Raw genomic sequence first — 18,950 nt, 5'->3', positions numbered from 1 at the left:
CAAATGATGTAACCTGTCTTAGTGGCTTTGTTCTAGATTTGTTAGATTTGTATCACTCGTGATGCAAATCTAACGTTTTTTGCCTGTTTTTGGTTATATTTGCATCATTGATGAGACAAATATAACGTTTTTTGACCCAAATTCGTTATATTTGTCTCAATCGTGTTAAAAATGTTACTTGCTCTGACCCTTGCCGAATGCGCGCAAGCGGATTCCGTTCCAATCTTCGCTTACGGTTAAAGGAGTTGCAGCATTCATGCCAGCTGTTTTAGCAGCGGATTGCACTGTGCTGGAGCTTGGAGAGCCTTCGCGACCAGGCTTAGGCGTTAGAACCCACATCGGAGCTTCGTCGTCTAACATGTTTGTGGCATCCATAATCGTGTCTGCCAACTCATCCTCATCGTCGCCATCGCGCCACCAAATAATGACGCCGTCAACAGATGAGTCGTAATCTTCATCTACCAGATCTTCTCCAGTAAGATTTTCGATATTGTCGCAGATTGCATCGTCAACGTCATCGTCCCACAGCCACTGCTGTACGATATCTCCAGGTTGGAAGCCAAATTCTTCTGCATGTTGAAAAGCTGTCTGTTCCACGTGACTCAATATATCAAAGTGCCACGAATTTGTGCGATTTTTAAGTTTAGTGCGTGTTTCTTGATAACGGAATGCATATATATTCCGGTTGCATCGAGACACGCCTCAAAAATCGCGAAAATATCCAAAATCACTATATATAGTTTGTTTTTTGAATAAAGTTCCCTAGATATTGTGCAGAGGTTGGGTTATAGTTGAGCAAGTTGTTTTGAATAATGGTCATTATTCAAAACAGGATGGATAACAGGATAAATAAACTGTAGATGTAAGAAAGGTCTGTAGGATGCAGGTCTCTGGTACGACTTTAGAAGACATGACTTTAGAATCGCAGCTAAGCGATGTTGATGTAGAAATGGCTGATTCTATCTCTGATAGTGATTCTTCTAAGAAGTCTCGTGTGCAGGTCGAAAAGCGTGATGGTCGCGTTGTCGATTTTGATCAAATGAACATTATTATGGCGATCAAAGCCGCTTTTAAGGATTTGCGCAAAGAAGTCGGTCCTCAAGAAGAGCAGATGATTCGCGATATTACGGACCATATAGAAGCTGAAATTCAGGATCGTTACAATGGACCTGCGAAGATTGAAGATATTCAGACTCTTGTCGAGCATGGTCTTATTGAAAATCACCTTTACGAAGTTGCGCGTTGCTACACAAGCTATCGTCTAAACCGAGATATTGACCGCGCTAAGGCAACCGATATTAACGAAGCAGTAAATCGTCTTGTAAACCGAGATGAGTCGCTTGTTCGCGAAAACGCCAACAAGGATTCCAACGTTTACGCCACTCAGCGCGATCTTCTTGCAGGCGCTGTTTCCAAGGCTTCCGCGTTTTCTATGCTTCCTCATGCAGTTTCTAACGCGCATATGAAGGGTGATATTCACTTCCATGATGCCGATTATTCGCCATTTACGTGCATGAGCAACTGCTCGCTCCCAGACTTTGGTGATATGCTCGCTAAAGGATTTGCTCTTGGTAACGCAATGATGGATAGCCCAAAGTCTATTGGCACCGCCGCAACTCAGGTTACGCAGATTATTAAGGATATTGCAGGCGCACAGTACGGCGGTCAAACAGTTAATCGTGCAGACGAGATGCTTGAGCCTTACGCTAAGTGCGATTACGATAAGAATCTTGCTATGGCTCATGCCATGATTCCTGATTCTACGCCGATCGAAGTTGCCAAAGATATGATTGACGGTTTGAAAGCTCAGGAGCCTAAGAATCTTCATTGTTCGGATAGGGATCCGCTTCCTGCCGACACTCCTTTTGATGAAAACTTGAGTGAGCTTGATCAGATTCGTGAAATCTATGCAAAGATTATGACGCGCAAGGCGATTTACGACGCTATGCAAACTATGGAATATCAGATTAATTCCAACCGCGTTTCTAACGGTCAGACTCCGTTCGTAACTGTTGGATTTGGCTTGGGTACTTCTTGGTTTGCTCGCGAAATTCAGCGCGCTATCTTACTTAACCGTATTCGTGGATTAGGTAAAGACCGTCATACTGCTATCTTCCCTAAACTTGTGTTTACTATTAAGCATGGTGTAAACGCAGATGCTGGCGACCCGAACTACGATTTGAAGCAGCTTGCGCTTGAGTGCTCTACTAAGCGCATGTATCCAGATGTTGTGTTCTACGAGAATATTATTAAGATTACTGGCTCCTTTAAGGCTCCTATGGGCTGCCGATCCTTCCTTCAGGGCTGGATTGATCCAAAGACTGGCAAAGACGTGGAAGACGGCCGCATGAATCTTGGCGTTGTAACGGTTAACGTGCCGCGTATTGCTCTTGAATCTCATGGAGACGTGAACCGATTCTGGAAGCTTTTTAACGAACGTATGGAAGTGGCTCATCAAGCTCTACGATTCCGCATTATGCGTTGCAAGCAGGCAACCCCTGTGAATGCTCCAACGCTGTTCCGCTACGGTGCTTTTGGTCGTTTGGAAGCTAATGAGAGCGTGGATCAGCTGTTCCGCAACGAGCGTGCAACGGTGTCTTTGGGCTACATTGGCTTGTATGAGGCTACATCCGTGTTCTTTGGCAAGGATTGGATGCAAGATCACAGTTGGAATGAGGATGGCAAGCAATTTGCGCTTTCTATGGTTCGCCGTATGAATCAGCTTTGCCAGCAGTGGTCAAAAGCTGAAGGCTACCATTATTCCGTTTACTCAACTCCTGCTGAGTCTTTGACGGATCGCTTTAACCGCATGGATCGTCAGAAGTTTGGCCGTATTGAAGGCGTTACCGATCACGACTTCTACACCAATTCCTTCCACTATCCGGTTTGGTTGCAGCCAACTCCTATGGAGAAGCTCCGCTACGAGGTTGACTTCCCGTATCTTGCTTCTGGCGGCTTTATTAACTACTGTGAGTTCCCGTGCTTGCAAGCGAATCCTAAGGCTTTGGAAGCTGTTTGGGATTATGCGTATAAGATTGGCATTGGCTACTTGGGTACGAATACGCCAATCGATCATTGCTTCGTTTGCGGATTCCAGGGCGATTTTGAGCCGACTAAAGAGGGCTTCCGCTGCCCAGAGTGTGGAAACAGTGACCCAGATAAGTGCAATGTTACTAAACGTACTTGCGGTTACTTGGGTAATCCTGTTCAGCGCCCAATGGTTCACGGACGTCACGAGGAAATCGCTCATCGCGTTAAGCACATGTCTGGCGAAACTGGTCATGTTGTTCTTAACAACGGTGAGTCTCGTGAATGGTACGAGGAAACCAAGTAGTAGCGGAATAGCGTGAAATAGCGTTTTAGTTTGTGTTTATTATTTGGTGATATGCAATATATCTAGCCGTTAGAAAATGTTAATCGCATTTTTTGACGGCTGGATTTTATTTTATTTAACAAAAGTTAATATAATTTAACAAAAGTTTATTTAAGATTATTTAATAAAATATTTAAATCTAGAGGAGGTGGACTATGGCTCGCATAAGTTTACATGATTTTGCACCATCAGATGTTAACCGTGGACCGTGGATTCCAACCTCTCTTTCTAACAATCCTCGCGCAGGGCAGTGGTCCAGTGATCGCATGAGCAAGGGAATGGTGGCGGATTATAAGCGATTTCTTATGACAGACGGCGAGGGAATTCGCTGCTCGCTTTACGTTTCTGGCTGCCCATTCCATTGCGTTGAATGCTATAACGAGTCAATTTGGGATTTTCGCGCTGGTCACCCTTATACTCAAAAGCTCGAAGACCAAATTATGGAAGATTTAGCGCAACCATATGTACAAGGATTGACGCTTCTTGGCGGTGAGCCGCTGCTTAACACTGGCATATTGATTCCACTATGTGAGCGTATTCGAAGCGAATTCGGCAATACAAAAGATATTTGGAGTTGGACTGGTTACACATGGGAAGAGCTTATGCGACCGGGGGAGACTCCTGACAAGCTTGAGTTATTGCGATACATTGACATTCTTGTTGACGGGCGATATATGAAGAATCTTCACGATTCGCTATTGCAATTCCGCGGCTCTAGTAATCAGCGAATTATCGACGTGCCAAAGTCGCTGGAAAATCCACAAAATCCGCCTGTAATCTGGGAAAAGCTTCACGATCAAGAGCGTTTTATTCCATCAATCTACGGCAAGGATCGAGCAGTTGGTGAAGGTGACGCTTCGTAATCCTATTGAATGCGCCACTCATACGATATATTTAACAATGTTTGCGGACGATTATAAGAATGCATACATATACACATGTTAAGCTAAATATAATTAACCTAGTAACGTCTGTATTGCAAACTGTCAAAAGAATTATGCTAACTATGCTCATAAATACTGTAACTAAACGATATACAGTTGGGTATGTTTTTTCTTTGCATAAATATAAAAGATAGATTAGTAATATTAATAGGACGAATGCTTGAATGGTGAGACTAACAGTATTAATACAAGTGTTATCGTCTTTTAAGTCCTTCAATTGTTTAAAGAAATAAATAGCTGACGAAATATAACAAAGCAGCGTTATTGGCAGTAGAACTACGTGTTTGCTGTTCATATTGTTCCTCACATAATTGTTGATATTAATGTGGAAATTCTCACTGCAAGTCGACACGAATGCCTTTCTGCTGTGCTACAGCGCCAACTATCTTTGTGTTACTCATAAGTTTCTTCTTGGGTGTTGGCTTGAACTTGCAATGGTAGTAAAAAAGACATGGATAATGCTACTGAGCAAGTAAGTATTCTATTAATAGCTTTTTTATATTCATGACAGTACCTCTTTATACATGCGAATATACATTCTTTCATTGTATAATTTTTATAAGATGAAATCAATCGTTGTTTATAATTTGAATGTGTAGAAGCACTTTTTCGTATGTGATTTGTCTGTATACTACTATGTCAAAGATTCATCTATTTATGCATTTGGTAATGAAGTAACTCAATACGGAAATGCGCCATGCGCAATAATTCAAATATGTATTTGAAGAAGTGATATTATTAAACCTACACATGACGTTATGTAGGGGAAGGGATGCAATGGCAGAGAAGCCGAAGAACAATTCACGAAAAATTAGCAATAATCCTCCTCGCGCATTGCGTACGATTATGTCATCTTTAAAAAAGTACCGTTTTCTTGGCGTTTTAACGGCTGTTACTATTCTCGTTGAAGCTGCTATGCAAATTGCAATCCCTACAGTAATGTCAAATCTTATTGATTTTGGCATTATGTCACGTTCTCAAGAAGATGTGCAATATTATGGTTTGCAATTGCTTATTTTTGCCGCAATCGCAATGATTACAGGCATTATTTCTGGTATTTGCTGCGCGCATTCTAGTGCTGGTTTCGGTAAAAATTTACGTCACAACATGTTTTCACGCTTACAAAGTTTAAGTTTTTCTGATTTAGATAAGTTTTCTAGCGGCACTGTTGTTACGCGTATGACTAGCGATGTGTCAAATGTGCAATTTGCTTACCAAATGATTATTCGCTCTGGTGTTCGCAGCGTTATGATTATCATAACTGCCTGGTGGTTTACTTTTTCAATTAGCCCTGCTATCTCGTGGGTTTTTCTTTCATTCGTGCCTATTGTTGCTGCAATTGGCGTTTTTGGTGCGAGTATAGTTGCTCCAGCATTTTCTCGAATTTATCGAATGATTGACGAGATGAATAATAGAGTTGGCGAGAATTTGCATAATATTCGCGTCGTAAAGTCTTATGTGCGTTCTGATTATGAAATAAGTCGTTTTATGCGTATTTCGCATAAAATCTATGATTATTTTATTAAAGCTGAGTATGTGTTAAATTGTAGTATTCCTTTGTTTAACTTATGTTTTTATTCTGGCATGCTACTCATTGCGTGGTTGGCTTCGCACGAAATTGTGGCTTCAGGAAATAATCCTGCTTTTGGTTTAACAACAGGAAATCTTGCTGCTCTATTTGTGTATGTTTTGCAAATTTTGTTTGCTTTAGCGAATTTAGTCGCAGTTTTTGTTATGTCTGTAACTGCGCGCGCTTCTATGCGTCGAATTGCAGCGGTTTTGCAATCTAAAAATACTGAGACTGTTTCTTCGAATCCGCTTACTAAACTTTCGGACGCTTCTGTGCGTTTTGAAAATGTTTCGCTACGCTATCCTCAATCAGATAATACAGATGAATCCACTCCAGCAGAACAGGAAATTTTACACGATATAAATATATCTATTCCTTCTGGAGCAACTGTTGGCGTCGTTGGTGCGACGGGATCTGGAAAATCAAGTTTAGTGCAATTAATTGCAAGACTTTATGACGTAACTTCTGGCACTCTTTTTGTAGGCGGAAAAGATATTCGCGATTACGATTCTTCTAGTTTGCGTGAAGAAGTTGGTTTTGTTCTACAAAAAAATATTTTGTTTAGTGGCACAATTGCAGAAAATCTTCGCTGGGGTAGAGCGGAAGCAAGCGATGATGACTTGCGTCAAGCTTGCGAAATTGCTTGTGCTGATGAGTTTATTAAAGATTTACCAGACGGCTACAATACGCATATTGACCAGGGTGGTAAGAATGTTTCCGGTGGCCAACGACAGCGTTTGTGCATTGCGCGCGCACTTTTGAGGAAGCCGAAAATTTTAATCCTCGACGACTCGATGAGTGCGGTTGATATGAAAACGGATAGTAAAATTCGCGATGGCTTGAAAAAGTTTATGCCTGATTCTACGCAAATTATCGTTGCTCAGCGCATATCTTCAATTGAACATGCAGATATTATTGTTGTTCTTAAAGATGGTCGTGTTGTTGCTAAAGGTTCGCATGATGAATTATTTAAGTCTTGTGAAATTTACAGAAATATGGCAGTTTCTCAAGAAAAAAGTCGCATAACTAGCGCAACTAAAGAAGAAGGAGCTAAGTGACAATGTCTAATAATAAAACGGCTCACTCTTCTAAAAAAGATTCAGCTATTAGTTGGAAAACTCTTAGCAGACTTGCCTCTTATGTGCTTGTGTATCGAGTTAAAATTTGCGTAATTATTGCATCAATAATAGTTAGCGCAATTGTGCAAGCTGTAAGTGCAGTGTTTTTGCAATCTCTTGTTGACTTGTATATTCTTCCGCTTGTCGGCAAACATAATCAGGATTGGATGCCTCTTATTCGCATGATTATTCTGATGGCAAGTGTATACGCTGTTGGCGTGTTTTGTTCTTGGCTTTGGAGCAGGCTTGTTGCGAATATATCTGAAAGTGTTATGCGTGATTTAAGAGATTCTATGTTTAAGCATCAGCAGAAGCTTTCGTTGCGTTACTTAGATTCTCAAGGTTACGGCGATATTATGAGCCGTTACACAAACGATACTGAGGTTCTTCGTAACGCAATTTCGTGGGCTTTTCCAGACTCTTTTTCTGCACTAATGTCAATTTTGGCAGCGTTTATATCTATTATGTGCTTATCGCTTCCAGTTGCAGTTTTTGTAGCTATATTTACTGTAATATTGCTTTATTTAGTGCGTTTTATGCTAAAGAAATCTGGCAGTTTATTTGAGCAATTCCAGCATGCATTAGGCGAGTTAAATGAGTTTGTTGAAGAATCTGCAACTGGCAGCAAAGTGATTAAAATTTTTAATCATGAGGAAGATTCTATTGAAAAATTAGATAATTGTGTAGAAAAAGTGCAAAAAATTTCTGCAAGTGCGAATTCTTATGCGAATAATGTAATGCCTGTTATTAGCAATGCAAGCTATTTGCTTTATGTATTAATTGCTTTACTTGGTGCGTGGGCTGCTTCAGCTGGTTTGCCAACGCTGGGATTAGCTGGATCTAGTACTCTTACATTAGGTACGCTTATATCTTTGCTGGCACTTTCGCGCGCATTTATTAACCCTATTGGCGAAATTACAATGCAAGCTAACGCACTTATGATGGCTCTCGCAGGAGCTTCTCGTATTTTTGAGTTACTTGATGAAAAGCCAGAACTTGATTCTGGCAGTGTGCAATTAGTTAAAGTGCGTGTACTTCAGTCTGCTGAAGAGCTTGAAGAAAAATCAGCATTTGATGTGCTTGAAGAAGTAGACGAAAAATCTGAAGGAAGCAATATTTATTGGGCTTGGAAAAGATCAAAGCAAGATAATGGCACTAAAGCCAAAAAGCGAGCTCAAAACTTAAGTGAAATGGCTCAAGAGATTGTGTGCCATGCAAAGCGAGATGCTCGCACTTCTAAAGATGGTAGCTATACTTTGCTCCGAGGAGACGTACGTTTTATAGATGTGATTTTTGGGTACAAGCCTGATCAAACTGTTTTACATGATATTACTTGGTTTGCTCGCGCTGGACAAAAAGTTGCGCTTGTAGGGGCTACAGGCGCTGGCAAAACCACAATAGCTAATCTGTTAACTCGTTTTTACGACATTAACGATGGGCAAATTTTGTACGATGGAATTGATGTGCGTGATATTCGCAAAAATGATTTACGTCATGCGGTTGCTACAGTTTTGCAAGACATTAGTTTATTTAGCGGAAGCATAATGGACAATATTCGCTACGGATGCCTTGATGCTAGTGATGAAAGTTGCATAGCTGCAGCAAAGTTAGCTCATGCGGATTCGTTTATTTCTCAACTGCCAGAAGGGTATAATACGCATCTCAAAGATGGAGGGAAAGGGCTTTCGCAGGGTCAAAAACAGCTGATTGCTATTGCGCGAGCTGCTGTTGCGAATCCTCCTGTGCTGATTTTAGATGAAGCTACTTCGTCAATCGATACGCACACAGAAGCGCTTGTTCAAAGCGGAATGGATGCTTTAATGCAAGATCGTACTGTGTTTGTGATTGCCCACAGGCTTTCTACAGTGCGAAACGCGGATGTGATTATGGTATTAGACCATGGCAGGATTATTGAGCGTGGTTCGCACGAGGAGCTGTTGGCAAAGCGCGGAGAATATTATCAGCTTTGTACAGGTGCGATTGAGTTGGAATAATTTGGAATGAGGCTGTGTTTTTGCTTGATTTTAAGCTGCAACACGCCGAACACGCTTTGGAGCTTGCTTTTCTGTCAGGATTCTGTAAGATAGTGACTCGGCTGTTCGAGAGAACAAAGCCACGGCCCCGTAGCTCAGTTGGTTAGAGCGCCGCCCTGTCACGGCGGAGGTCACCGGTTCAAGTCCGGCCGGGGTCGCGATTAGTAGGAGACCCGGTTCGCCGGGTTTTTTATTCATCTCGGCTCTGTAGCTCAGTTGGTAGAGCGAACGACTGAAAATCGTTAGGTCAGCGGATCGATCCCGCTCGGAGCCACTGTCAAAATAAGCGTTAGAAGTGTTTGATTGCTTCTAGCGCTTTTTTGTTTTTGCGTCTTGCCTACATTATCCATCCTCACCCTGTTTTGCTGCTTTGATACCATACGATGAGTTGATATTATGAGTCGTAGTTTAACAATTTTATGTGAATAGAAGTGGAATAAAGTGGAAGAATCTCAAATAGTAAATTTGCAATCTGACGAATTAGAATCCAATATTTTGGAATCTGATGAATTGAATGGTATGAATAAGCATAAAGATAATAAAGACGATAAAGATAATAAAGACAATGGTTCTGCTAGAGTAATTCTTTCTTTTGTAAGAAGGTCTGCTCGTTTGGACGCGCGTCTTGAGCGAGCAAAAGAGCGATATTCAAGCCAATATTTATTAAATGTTGAAGATAGTTTAGGGTCTTTACGCGTAAAAAGCGATTTGCTGGTAGACTCCAACTGGGTTGCTAAAAATTGGGGTAATTCGAATCCTCTTATTGTAGAAATAGGATCTGGTCAGGGCGAAAATATTGTAGCCGCAGCCGAATCAAATCCAAATACTAATTTTCTTGCACTAGAAGTTTATGATCCAGGAGTGGCACACACAATGCTATTAGCTGGAAAACAGGGTGTAGAAAATCTTAGAATAGCGCAAGTTAATGCACCTGATTTTCTAGCTTCATGCTCTAATGGTGTTTTGAAAGAAGTTTGGACTTTCTTCCCAGATCCATGGCCTAAAATGAGACATCACAAGCGTAGGATTGTACAGCCTTCTTTGGCGGATGCGGTGCATAACGCACTTATTGATAAAGGCATTTGGAGAATTGCTACGGATATTGAGGATTATGCACTACATGTTCATGAAGTTATGGATGAACGAGAAGATTTTGAAAATAATGGAAAGTTACAAGTAAGTTTGCCGATTGAGCATGTTGGTAAGGGCAATGCTCAAGATGCTAAAGATTTGCCTCATGCTGATTTCGCGGAATCTGTAAGATTTGAAGGTAGGGTTTTGACGAATTTTGAGCGTAAAGGATTAGAAGCAGGTAGAAAAATTCACGATTTGACTTATGTTGCTAAATGAGTGACAAAATGATTCAACACGCCGTAATTTGCTATGTGAGTTTATGAGTGTTAATATCATATGGTTTGGTTAAAGCCCCCTTCGTCTAACGGTTAGGACACCAGACTTTCAATCTGACAACAAGAGTTCGACTCTCTTAGGGGGTACAAATTCTAAGCCACTTAGTTTGCTAAGTGGCTTTTTGATTATCAATGTCTTGTTGCAAGTAGTGATTTCAGGGTAGCGATTACTCCGGTTACCCGTAATTCAACCAAAGTTAATTGCAAATAAGAAATAAGATTATGCTAGTGGTCAGTGGCGCGTTTAGTGGCATGCAGGGTAAAATGATGAACAGCGTGTGTTTACAAGATTATTTGTAGATAATATACAAAATGTGTAAATAGCAATGACTATTAGTTAGACGAAAGAGGCTGGTTATGCCAAATATGTTCGGAACAGATGGTGTTAGGGGATTAGCCAATCGAGATTTAACCGCGCAGCTTGCGTTGGATTTAGGAGATGCTGCAGTACGTGTTTTAGGCGAGACAACGCATAGTAGCGAGTCGCATAACGAAGATGCAGGAAAGAAAATGCATGCTCGACGCAGAGCGTTGGTTGGGCGAGATACTAGAGTTTCTGGAGACTTTTTAGCATCGGCTTTGGCTGCTGGAATGAGTGCAGGTGGTTTTGATGTGATCGATGCTGGCATAATACCAACTCCTGGCGTGGCTTTTCTAACTTCTGTGCTCAATGTAGAAATGGGAGCTGTGATCTCTGCTTCGCATAACCCAATGCCAGATAACGGCATTAAGTTCTTTGCACGCGGTGGTTTTAAGCTTCCAGATAGTAAAGAAGACGAGATTGAGGCTGTTTTAGGAAAAGAATGGCAGCGTCCTACAGGCAGCGGCGTTGGACGAATCAGCCATGACACTATTACCGCAACAAACCTTTACATCGATCACCTCGTTTCTTCTGTTGCTCCATTAAACAGCGAAACATCAACACGTCCAAAGCCTCTTTCGGGATTAAGAGTTGTGGCAGATTGTGCAAATGGTGCAACGTCTGTAGTAGCACCAGAAGCATTGCGAAGAGCAGGCGCAGAAGTAATAGTAATTAACGCTTCTCCAGACGGATACAACATTAACGATCACGCAGGTTCCACACATCCAGAACAATTGCAAGCTATGGTTAAGGCGTCTAAGGCCGATTTAGGAGTAGCCTTCGATGGTGATGCAGACCGTTGCCTAGCTGTAGACGAAAATGGAAACATGGTTAATGGCGACCAAATTATGGGCATTCTTGCGCGTTCTAAGAAAGCTGAAGGAAAGCTGAATCACAATACTCTTGTTGTTACAGTAATGAGCAATCTTGGATTAAAGCTTGCGCTAAAAGACATGGGTATTTCCACTGTTCAAACAAGCGTCGGAGACCGCTACGTTCTAGAAGAGATGCTTAGAGGTGATTATTCTCTTGGCGGTGAGCAGTCGGGTCACGTGATTAATCGCGAGTTTGCAACCACGGGAGATGGCACACTTACAGCACTTACGCTGTGTCGCGAGGTTGTGCGCGAGGGAAAGAAGCTTTCGCAAATGGCTGCCGACTTCCCTCAGCTTCCGCAATGCTTAGTCAATGTGCCGAATGTAGATAAGATGGCGTCTAAAACTAATGCTGCTGTTCTTAAAGCGGTAGAAAAAGAAAGCGCGCTTTTAGGTGATACAGGGCGCGTTCTTCTTCGACCAAGCGGAACAGAACCGCTTGTGCGCGTTATGTGCGAAGCTGCAACGCAAGAGCAAGCAGATGAGGTTTGTGCACGACTCGCGCAAGTTGTAACTGATAATCTTAAGCTGTAGCGCGCGAGCGATTTCCTGAGAATGTTGTTAGACACGCCGTTTACAGCTACAAAAAGCAGATAACCTTGATATACTAATCCTTTTGGTATTGTTGTTTGAATGTATGTGATTTAGCAACAATAGTCAAAGTTGGCTTTGTAAATTACTTTAGAAGTTTTGTAGAATTAGCCTTGGTAAAGGAGCCCTATGTTTACGCATCACGCAAGTGTTGATACTAAGCTTAGCCGCGCGGTGGAGCGCCTTTTAGATTCCGCTACAGATGATGGCGTGCTATCTATAGTTCAAGCAGGAGAGCCTGTGTTAAGACAACGAACAGTGGCTTACGACGGTCAGCTAACACGTGCTACTCTTAACAAGCTTATTTCGCTTATGCACAGCACTATGTTAGATGCACCAGGAGTTGGCTTAGCTGCTCCACAAATTGGTTTAGGTCTTGCAATTGCTGTTGTAGAAGACCATGTTCGAGACGATGCAGATGATCCTAGGGATATTGCAGAATTGCCATTTAGGGCGATCATAAATCCCCACTATGAACCAATCGGAACACAAACACGCAGTTTTTACGAAGGATGCTTGAGTGTTGCAGGATATCAAGCGGTTCGTCAGCGTTGGTTAGATATTCAAGCTACATGGCAAGATGAAGATGGCAAGCAGCATTCTGAACGTTTGCATGGTTGGCCAGCGCGAATCTTCCAGCATGAAACAGATCATTTACGCGGAGAGCTTTATATTGATCGTGCTGAGATGCGCTCGCTTTCTACAGATGAAAATCTTGAAGATTATTGGGCAGATGAGGCTGTTCCTGTAACAGCTGCTAGAACACTCGGTTTTGCGATTTAAAATAAAAGACGAATGCAAAATAAAATCCCCCACAAGTTTTCTTGCGGGGGATTTTATTAATCACAAATATCAGATATGGAAGTAAAGCTCATACTCAAGTGGCGTTGGAGCCAAACGAGCCATATCCATCTCTTCATGCTTTAGATTAAGCCAAGTTTCAATCAAGTCGCTAGTAAACACATCTCCTTGCATAAGGAAGTCGTGATCTTCTTCCAAAGCTTGCAAAGCCTCACCAAGCGAAGAAGGAACTTGCTTAATGCCGTCATGCTCTTCTGGAGGAAGCTCGTAAAGATCTTTATCAACAGGAGCAGGAGGCTCAATGTGGTTCATAATGCCGTCTAATCCAGCCATAAGCTGAGCAGAGAACGCCAAGAATGGATTGCAGGAAGGATCTGGCGCGCGGAACTCAATGCGCTTAGCAGAAGGAGCCTCGCCAGCAAGAGGAATACGAATAGCTGCAGAACGGTTACGAGCAGAGTAAACCAAGTTGACTGGAGCTTCGTAGCCTGGAACAAGGCGGTGGTAAGAGTTAAGCGAAGGATTCGTAAAAGCGAGCACAGAAGACGCGTGCTTAATCAAACCGCCAATGTACCAGCGCGCAATATCGGAAAGCTGAGCGTAGCCAGTTTCCGCATAGAACAATGGCTTGCCATCCTTCCAAAGCGACTGATGGCAGTGCATGCCAGTGCCGTTATCGCCAGCAATTGGCTTTGGCATAAAGGTTGCAGCCTTACCAGCCAAAGCAGCAGTTTCATGAACAACGTACTTGTATTTCATTAAGTCGTCGCCAGCATGAACAAGCGTATTGTAGCGGTAGTTGATTTCCTGCTGACCTGCGCCGCCAACTTCGTGGTGAGAACGCTCAAGAATCAAGCCGACCTTCTGCAAATTGTAAACCATGTCATCACGTAAATCTTGATTGTGATCAACAGGTGGCACAGGGAAGTAGCCGTGCTTTACGCGATTCTTAAAACCAATGTTGTTGCTGCCATCATCTTCGGTATCAATGCCAGAATTCCATGGAGCTTCGTTGGAATCAACCTCGTAGAAGGAACGCTGCATGTCGTTTGCAAAACGCACCTTGTCAAAAATGAAGAACTCGGCTTCTGGAGCAAAGCTTGCGGTATCGGCAATGCCAGTGGCCTTTAAGTAGGCTTCGGCTTTAATTGCCACCTGACGAGGATCCCTAGAATAAGGCTCATCTGTTACAGGATCCACAATCGAAAAAGCAACGTTCAAAGTCTTGTGCTTGCGGAATGGGTCAATGTAAGCGGTGTCTACGTCTGGAATAAGCTTCATATCGGACTCGTTAATAGCTTGGAATCCTTGCATAGAAGAGCCATCGAAAGCCATTCCATCAGTAAACGCGCTGTTTAAGAACTCGCTTGCAGGCACAGTAAAATGCTGCTGAACGCCAATCAAATCGGTAAATCGAACTGATACGTATTCAATGCCTTCTTGCTTAATCAAAGCTTCGGCATCTTCTTTAGTTTGTAAAGCGGTCATGCCACAATCCTTTCGTAAAAATCTCAGTAAATAGTTTAGATTGTTGCATAAGATTTTGGATTTCAGCGACTCGACTATCTGGTTACGATTGTGTTACACGCTACCCATTTGTGTTTACATGCACAAAAACATGCAAGCGGCTCTTGCTCTCACGCTATAAAGTACAATGTATTTTATGAATAATAAAGAACAACATGAAGGCAGTATAGATAATCACGGCACAAGTGCAAAGCTTGATTTAGCCGCGATTTTCCCAGCCAAAGGGGATGATAGGCGCCCGCCAGATTGGCTTAGCCGCGCGCTTATGTATGCTGTTATTGCAGCGTTCGTAGCGATTTTTGTGTGGTTTGCTTGGGGAAATATCGCCTTTATAGTCTTCGATGTTGTAGTATCCATTTTTATAGCGTTGGCAATTGAACCTCTTGTTGTGCGGCTCATAAAACACGGGTGGAGTAGAGCTTTTGCATCTTTGGCAAGCTTGTTTGGGCTGCTTGCAATAGTTATTTTGCTTCTTGTGCTTTTTGGTAATCTTTTTGTGCAACAAGCAGTTTCCATGGTTTTAGGTCTACCTGATTTATACAACCAGTTTGCCCATTTTGTACTAAATTCCACTGGTTTCAAAATGCCAAACATTGAGCAACTCGGCATGGAAATTCTTAAACACGTTCAAACCTCCTGGGTTGTAGATTTTGCTGGACAAGCAATTAATACAACGTGGGGATTATTGGCGGTTTTGCTTGATTTGCTCACTATTCTTATGGTGACCTATTACATTTCTGCAGCTGGTCCTTCTATGCGCAGAAGTGTGTGTAGGCTGTTGAATCCTAAGTCTCAGAGGCGATTTTTATTTATCTGGTCCGTTGTACAGGAGCAGATATCAAGCTTCCTATTTTCGCGCACAATTTTGGCAGCTATTAACGCAACGGGTACTGCGATTTTCCTAATATTCATGAATGTTCCATATTGGCTTCCGCTTTCACTGTTTTGTGGAATCGTTTCGCAATTTGTTCCGACAATAGGAACATATTTAGGTGGAGCACTACCAATTTTATTTGCGTGGGGATCTAACGGTTTTGGATCAGCTATAGCAGTTTTGATTTTTGTGACAATTTATCAGCAGATTGAAAACATGGTGATTTCCCCTAAGATTTCCGAAAAAACCATGGACTTAAATCCTGCCGTAGCCTTTTTATCGGTGTTGATTATGGGTGCCGTGTTTGGTGCTCTCGGTGCATTCTTAGCACTTCCAGTAACCGCTAGTTTGCAGGCAATTCTCAAAGTCTGTACAAAACAATACAATCTAGTTTCTTCACCTTTAATGGACGATCCAAAGCCTAATCGTAAATCAATTATGGTTACGAGTGTTGAAGCTATAAGAAACAGTTTCGTTAAACCTGTTAAAGATAGTGTGCTTAGAGTTATGAAAGGCTCTTCATCTCGAGTATCTATTAACGAAGACATTATGTATTGGTATAAGCAAGCCTATAATTCTTCAGACGAAACTATTGAAAATGAAAATTCAGTTGACGATTCTGGGTATGTTGAAACTATGGCAATTTCACGCGATATTTTAGACGCTGTAAATAAAGATATTGCTAAAAAACGCGCAGAAAATTCAGATTCGTATAAGTCGCCAGCAACCGATCGAGATAAGGAAGAACTAAAGTCAAAAACAAATAAATCTGGTACAATTCCAAACGAAAATAAAAAAGAAAATAAAAAAGCAACAAACTCAAATAGTAATCCACGAAGTGGGTGGAATAAATGATTCTTTTGTCTATTTTCGACGTTTTAGTAATCATAATTGGCGTAAGTAGCGTTGTATATCAAGGTGTTTGCGCAGTCGCGTCGCTTGTAGCAAAGCCTATTGTGTTTCCGCAAGCACCAATGGACAAGCATTACGCTGTTCTAATATCCGCGCGCAATGAGGAGGCTGTAATAGGAAACCTCATAAAATGCATACAATCCCAAACTTACGATCAAAAATTAATCGACATTTGGCTAGTCGCCGACAATTGCACCGACAGCACGGCGCAAGTTGGAAGAGAGTACGGGTGCAATGTTATAGAGCGATTCGATAAGCAGCATATTGGCAAAGGCTACGCTTTAAGCTACCTGCTGGATCACATAATGGAGCTTGGAAAAGACAAAGATTACGACGCGTACTTTGTTTTCGATGCCGATAATAAGCTGGATTTGCACTATTTTGAAGAGATGAACAAAGGATTCCACGCAGGATACCAGATTCTAACAAGCTACAGAAATTCAGTGAATTTATCGGATAATTGGGTGTCTTCTGGGTCGGCATTGTGGTTTATACGCGAATCGCGATTTACCAACAATTCGCGCATGCTTTTTGGGTCTAGCTGCCATGCAGGCGGAACAGGATTCATGTTTTCGCGCGAAATCATGCACAGAAATCGCGGGTGGAAATTCCATCTGCTTACAGAAGACCTTGAGTTTACAATGGACTCGATTTTGCACGGCGACAAAGTGGGTTATTGCGGATCGGCGGTTCTCTACGACGAGCAGCCAGTATCGTTTAGGCAAAGCTGGAGACAGAGGCTGCGCTGGAGTAAAGGCTTCTTGCAAGTGTTCCGCTATTACGGAGCAGCTCTTATACGTCACGGAATCCGCGAGCGCGATTTTTCGTCAGTTGACTTTACGCTTATGCTATGCCCGTTTATGGTGCTTGCGATTGTGCGACTCATACTCGGATTTATTTTTGCCGCGTTTGGATTTGTCACTTGGACAAGCCAGATTGACTCGACGCTTAACTTTATAACCACTACTGTCACAAGCGTTTTAGGTATGATGGTGTTTGTTTCGCTTACCATTCTTGTAGAACACGATAAGCTTGGAGCCACTAACAAAGAGCTTTTTGCGTACGCACTCAGCTTCCCTATTTTTATGCTTTCGTACGTACCGATTGCGTTCCAAGCTGTGTTCTCTAAGAGCGAGTGGAAGCCGATTCATCACACGGGGCGGTAGGTCGGAGCGAGCGACATTCTCTGTTTACTGTTGCGCGAGGGCTGGGTGTTTCTTGTCTCACAACGCTCCGCCTATTACGTGTTGTCTTGTGTTGCGGTTGTTCCGATTTGGCTTTGATTTTGTTTTTTTGGGTTGAAGTTTGTTTGTAGTGGTTGATCATTTGGATTATTTGGTATCGGCTGCCGCTCTTATACTGTTCGACCAAGAATCACTCAGCCCTCTTGCATGCTTGAACAATTGCGTATCGCTAGTCGCCTGAGATTCTCGATTTTTCTTGTTCTCTCGGCGAGTCACCACCTTCGGTGCTGAGGCTCACCTCGTTCACGGCGAAAAATCTCGAATCTCTACCTCACTTGCGCTCCGACCTGCCTTTTCGCTTAGACCGCGCTAACGACATGACCTGCATCGTAGTGTGTTTATACGCAATATATGAGATAATAGAAGCCTTGGTGTAAACGTGCGATTGCGCAATAATGTAGCGCAATACGTGCGTTTATCTGTATGTTGCGAGGTTCTTATGGTAGATTCTGTTCCTTCTGCAAATATGTCTGGCAGTGTTCCAGTTTTTGGCGTAAACGCTTACGACGCTACTAACGAAGAAGTTCCAGCGGTTTCTATTCGCGGATTTGTTAAGACTTTTGGAAAAAAAGTTGCTGTAGATAATCTTTCTTTAGACATTCCAGCAGGCTCTTTCTACGGATTGGTAGGTCCGAACGGTGCTGGCAAAACCACTACGATTAAAATGCTTACGGGCTTGCTTATGCCAGATGCTGGCTCGGCTTCGATTTTTGGCAACGACGTTTGGAGCGACGTAAATCGTGCTAAGCGCGCAATCGGTTTAATGCCACAAGCAGATGAGATTTTTAAGACGATTACTGGTTTGCAGCTTTTAACTTACGCTGGCATGCTTCGAGATATGAGCCGCGCTGAATCCGTAAAGCACGCGAACGATTTGCTTTCTGCATTCGACTTAACAGAAGCTGCAAACACTATTGTTTCCGACTATTCAACTGGTATGACAAAGAAGATTTGCCTTGCAACAGCTATGATTCACAGCCCTCGCGTGCTTGTGTTGGACGAGCCTTTTGAGGCAGTTGACCCTGTTTCTAGCGCAAATTTGAAGGATATTCTTGCCGAGTATGTTTCTACTGGCGGAACGGTGATTATTTCTTCGCACGTTATGGAATTGGTTGAAAAAATGTGCTCGCACGTGGCGATTATTAACGAAGGTCATGTTGCAGCTTCTGGCACTCTTGAAGAAGTTGCTCAGGGCAAAGATCTTGAAGATTGTTTTATGGAGCTTGTTGGCGGACGTCACGCGGCTGCGCGCATCGACTGGCTTAACGGTGGTAAGTCTGACAACGCTCCTGCATCTTCCACCGATCTCAACGCTTAA

At 42.5% G+C, this 18,950-nt stretch carries 12 protein-coding genes and 3 tRNA genes; 13 read left to right on the top strand and 2 right to left on the bottom strand.

The annotated features are described in order from the left end of the window. Nucleotides 1–174: 174 nt before the first annotated feature. Nucleotides 175–597 carry a DUF3052 domain-containing protein gene (locus HXT24_RS00130; protein ID WP_004112197.1) on the bottom strand — a complete coding sequence of 141 codons (423 nt, stop codon included), beginning with the start codon at nucleotides 595–597 and terminating at the stop codon, nucleotides 175–177. 283 nt (nucleotides 598–880) lie between these two features. Here HXT24_RS00130 and nrdD point away from each other — a divergent pair, with 283 nt between their 5' ends. The 10 genes from nrdD to HXT24_RS00080 all read left to right on the top strand — a co-directional run bounded on the left by nrdD (nucleotide 881) and on the right by HXT24_RS00080 (nucleotide 13,057). Then, nucleotides 881–3,334, top strand: coding sequence for an anaerobic ribonucleoside-triphosphate reductase (nrdD, locus tag HXT24_RS00125; protein ID WP_004112200.1), 2,454 nt, complete (start codon nucleotides 881–883; stop codon nucleotides 3,332–3,334). 194 nt (nucleotides 3,335–3,528) lie between these two features. Next, nucleotides 3,529–4,236, top strand: a complete 708-nt coding sequence (gene nrdG / locus HXT24_RS00120; RefSeq protein ID WP_415698630.1) for an anaerobic ribonucleoside-triphosphate reductase activating protein — start codon at nucleotides 3,529–3,531, stop codon at nucleotides 4,234–4,236. A gap of 858 nt (nucleotides 4,237–5,094) precedes the next feature. Next, a complete protein-coding gene (locus HXT24_RS00115; protein ID WP_422119395.1) occupies nucleotides 5,095–6,945 on the top strand; it encodes an ABC transporter ATP-binding protein in 1,851 nt (616 codons plus the stop codon). 2 nt (nucleotides 6,946–6,947) lie between these two features. Further along, nucleotides 6,948–8,999 (top strand): ABC transporter ATP-binding protein, encoded by a 2,052-nt coding sequence (locus HXT24_RS00110; RefSeq protein WP_422119394.1) that lies wholly within the window; start codon nucleotides 6,948–6,950, stop codon nucleotides 8,997–8,999. Between the two features lie 123 nt (nucleotides 9,000–9,122). After that, nucleotides 9,123–9,196: transfer RNA gene (locus tag HXT24_RS00105), tRNA-Asp, on the top strand. 43 nt (nucleotides 9,197–9,239) lie between these two features. Next, a tRNA-Phe gene (locus tag HXT24_RS00100) sits at nucleotides 9,240–9,312 on the top strand. Nucleotides 9,313–9,479: 167 nt separating this feature from the next. Continuing rightward, a complete protein-coding gene (gene trmB, locus HXT24_RS00095; RefSeq protein ID WP_422119393.1) occupies nucleotides 9,480–10,388 on the top strand; it encodes a tRNA (guanosine(46)-N7)-methyltransferase TrmB in 909 nt (302 codons plus the stop codon). 74 nt (nucleotides 10,389–10,462) lie between these two features. Beyond that, nucleotides 10,463–10,534, top strand: a tRNA-Glu gene (locus HXT24_RS00090). A 270-nt stretch (nucleotides 10,535–10,804) separates the two neighbouring features. Then, a complete protein-coding gene (glmM, locus tag HXT24_RS00085; protein WP_422119392.1) occupies nucleotides 10,805–12,217 on the top strand; it encodes a phosphoglucosamine mutase in 1,413 nt (470 codons plus the stop codon). A 186-nt stretch (nucleotides 12,218–12,403) separates the two neighbouring features. Next, nucleotides 12,404–13,057, top strand: coding sequence for a peptide deformylase (locus HXT24_RS00080; RefSeq protein ID WP_004112219.1), 654 nt, complete (start codon nucleotides 12,404–12,406; stop codon nucleotides 13,055–13,057). A gap of 69 nt (nucleotides 13,058–13,126) precedes the next feature. Here HXT24_RS00080 and glnA read toward each other — a convergent pair whose 3' ends face one another. Beyond that, nucleotides 13,127–14,563 carry a type I glutamate--ammonia ligase gene (gene glnA / locus HXT24_RS00075; RefSeq protein ID WP_019261314.1) on the bottom strand — a complete coding sequence of 479 codons (1,437 nt, stop codon included), beginning with the start codon at nucleotides 14,561–14,563 and terminating at the stop codon, nucleotides 13,127–13,129. A gap of 175 nt (nucleotides 14,564–14,738) precedes the next feature. On the opposite strand from glnA, the gene HXT24_RS00070 reads away from it, so the two are divergent. The 3 genes from HXT24_RS00070 (at nucleotide 14,739) to HXT24_RS00060 (ending at nucleotide 18,950) form a co-directional block, all read left to right on the top strand. After that, nucleotides 14,739–16,331 carry an AI-2E family transporter gene (locus HXT24_RS00070; RefSeq protein ID WP_422119391.1) on the top strand — a complete coding sequence of 531 codons (1,593 nt, stop codon included), beginning with the start codon at nucleotides 14,739–14,741 and terminating at the stop codon, nucleotides 16,329–16,331. Continuing rightward, complete coding sequence (locus HXT24_RS00065) at nucleotides 16,328–17,554, top strand: glycosyltransferase family 2 protein (RefSeq protein ID WP_004115768.1); 1,227 nt, start codon at nucleotides 16,328–16,330, stop codon at nucleotides 17,552–17,554. The genes HXT24_RS00070 and HXT24_RS00065 overlap by 4 nt, the downstream gene beginning before the upstream one ends. 517 nt (nucleotides 17,555–18,071) lie before the next feature. Then, the gene (locus tag HXT24_RS00060; RefSeq protein ID WP_422119390.1) at nucleotides 18,072–18,950 is read left to right on the top strand and encodes an ABC transporter ATP-binding protein; all 879 of its coding nucleotides are present in this window, start codon (nucleotides 18,072–18,074) and stop codon (nucleotides 18,948–18,950) included.

The sequence above is a fragment of the Gardnerella sp. DNF00354 genome, assembly GCF_049262755.1.
GTDB classification, from domain to species: domain Bacteria; phylum Actinomycetota; class Actinomycetes; order Actinomycetales; family Bifidobacteriaceae; genus Bifidobacterium; species Bifidobacterium vaginale.
Note: the sequence above shows the minus strand (reverse complement) of the source record. Positions and strands in the feature narration are given on the sequence as shown.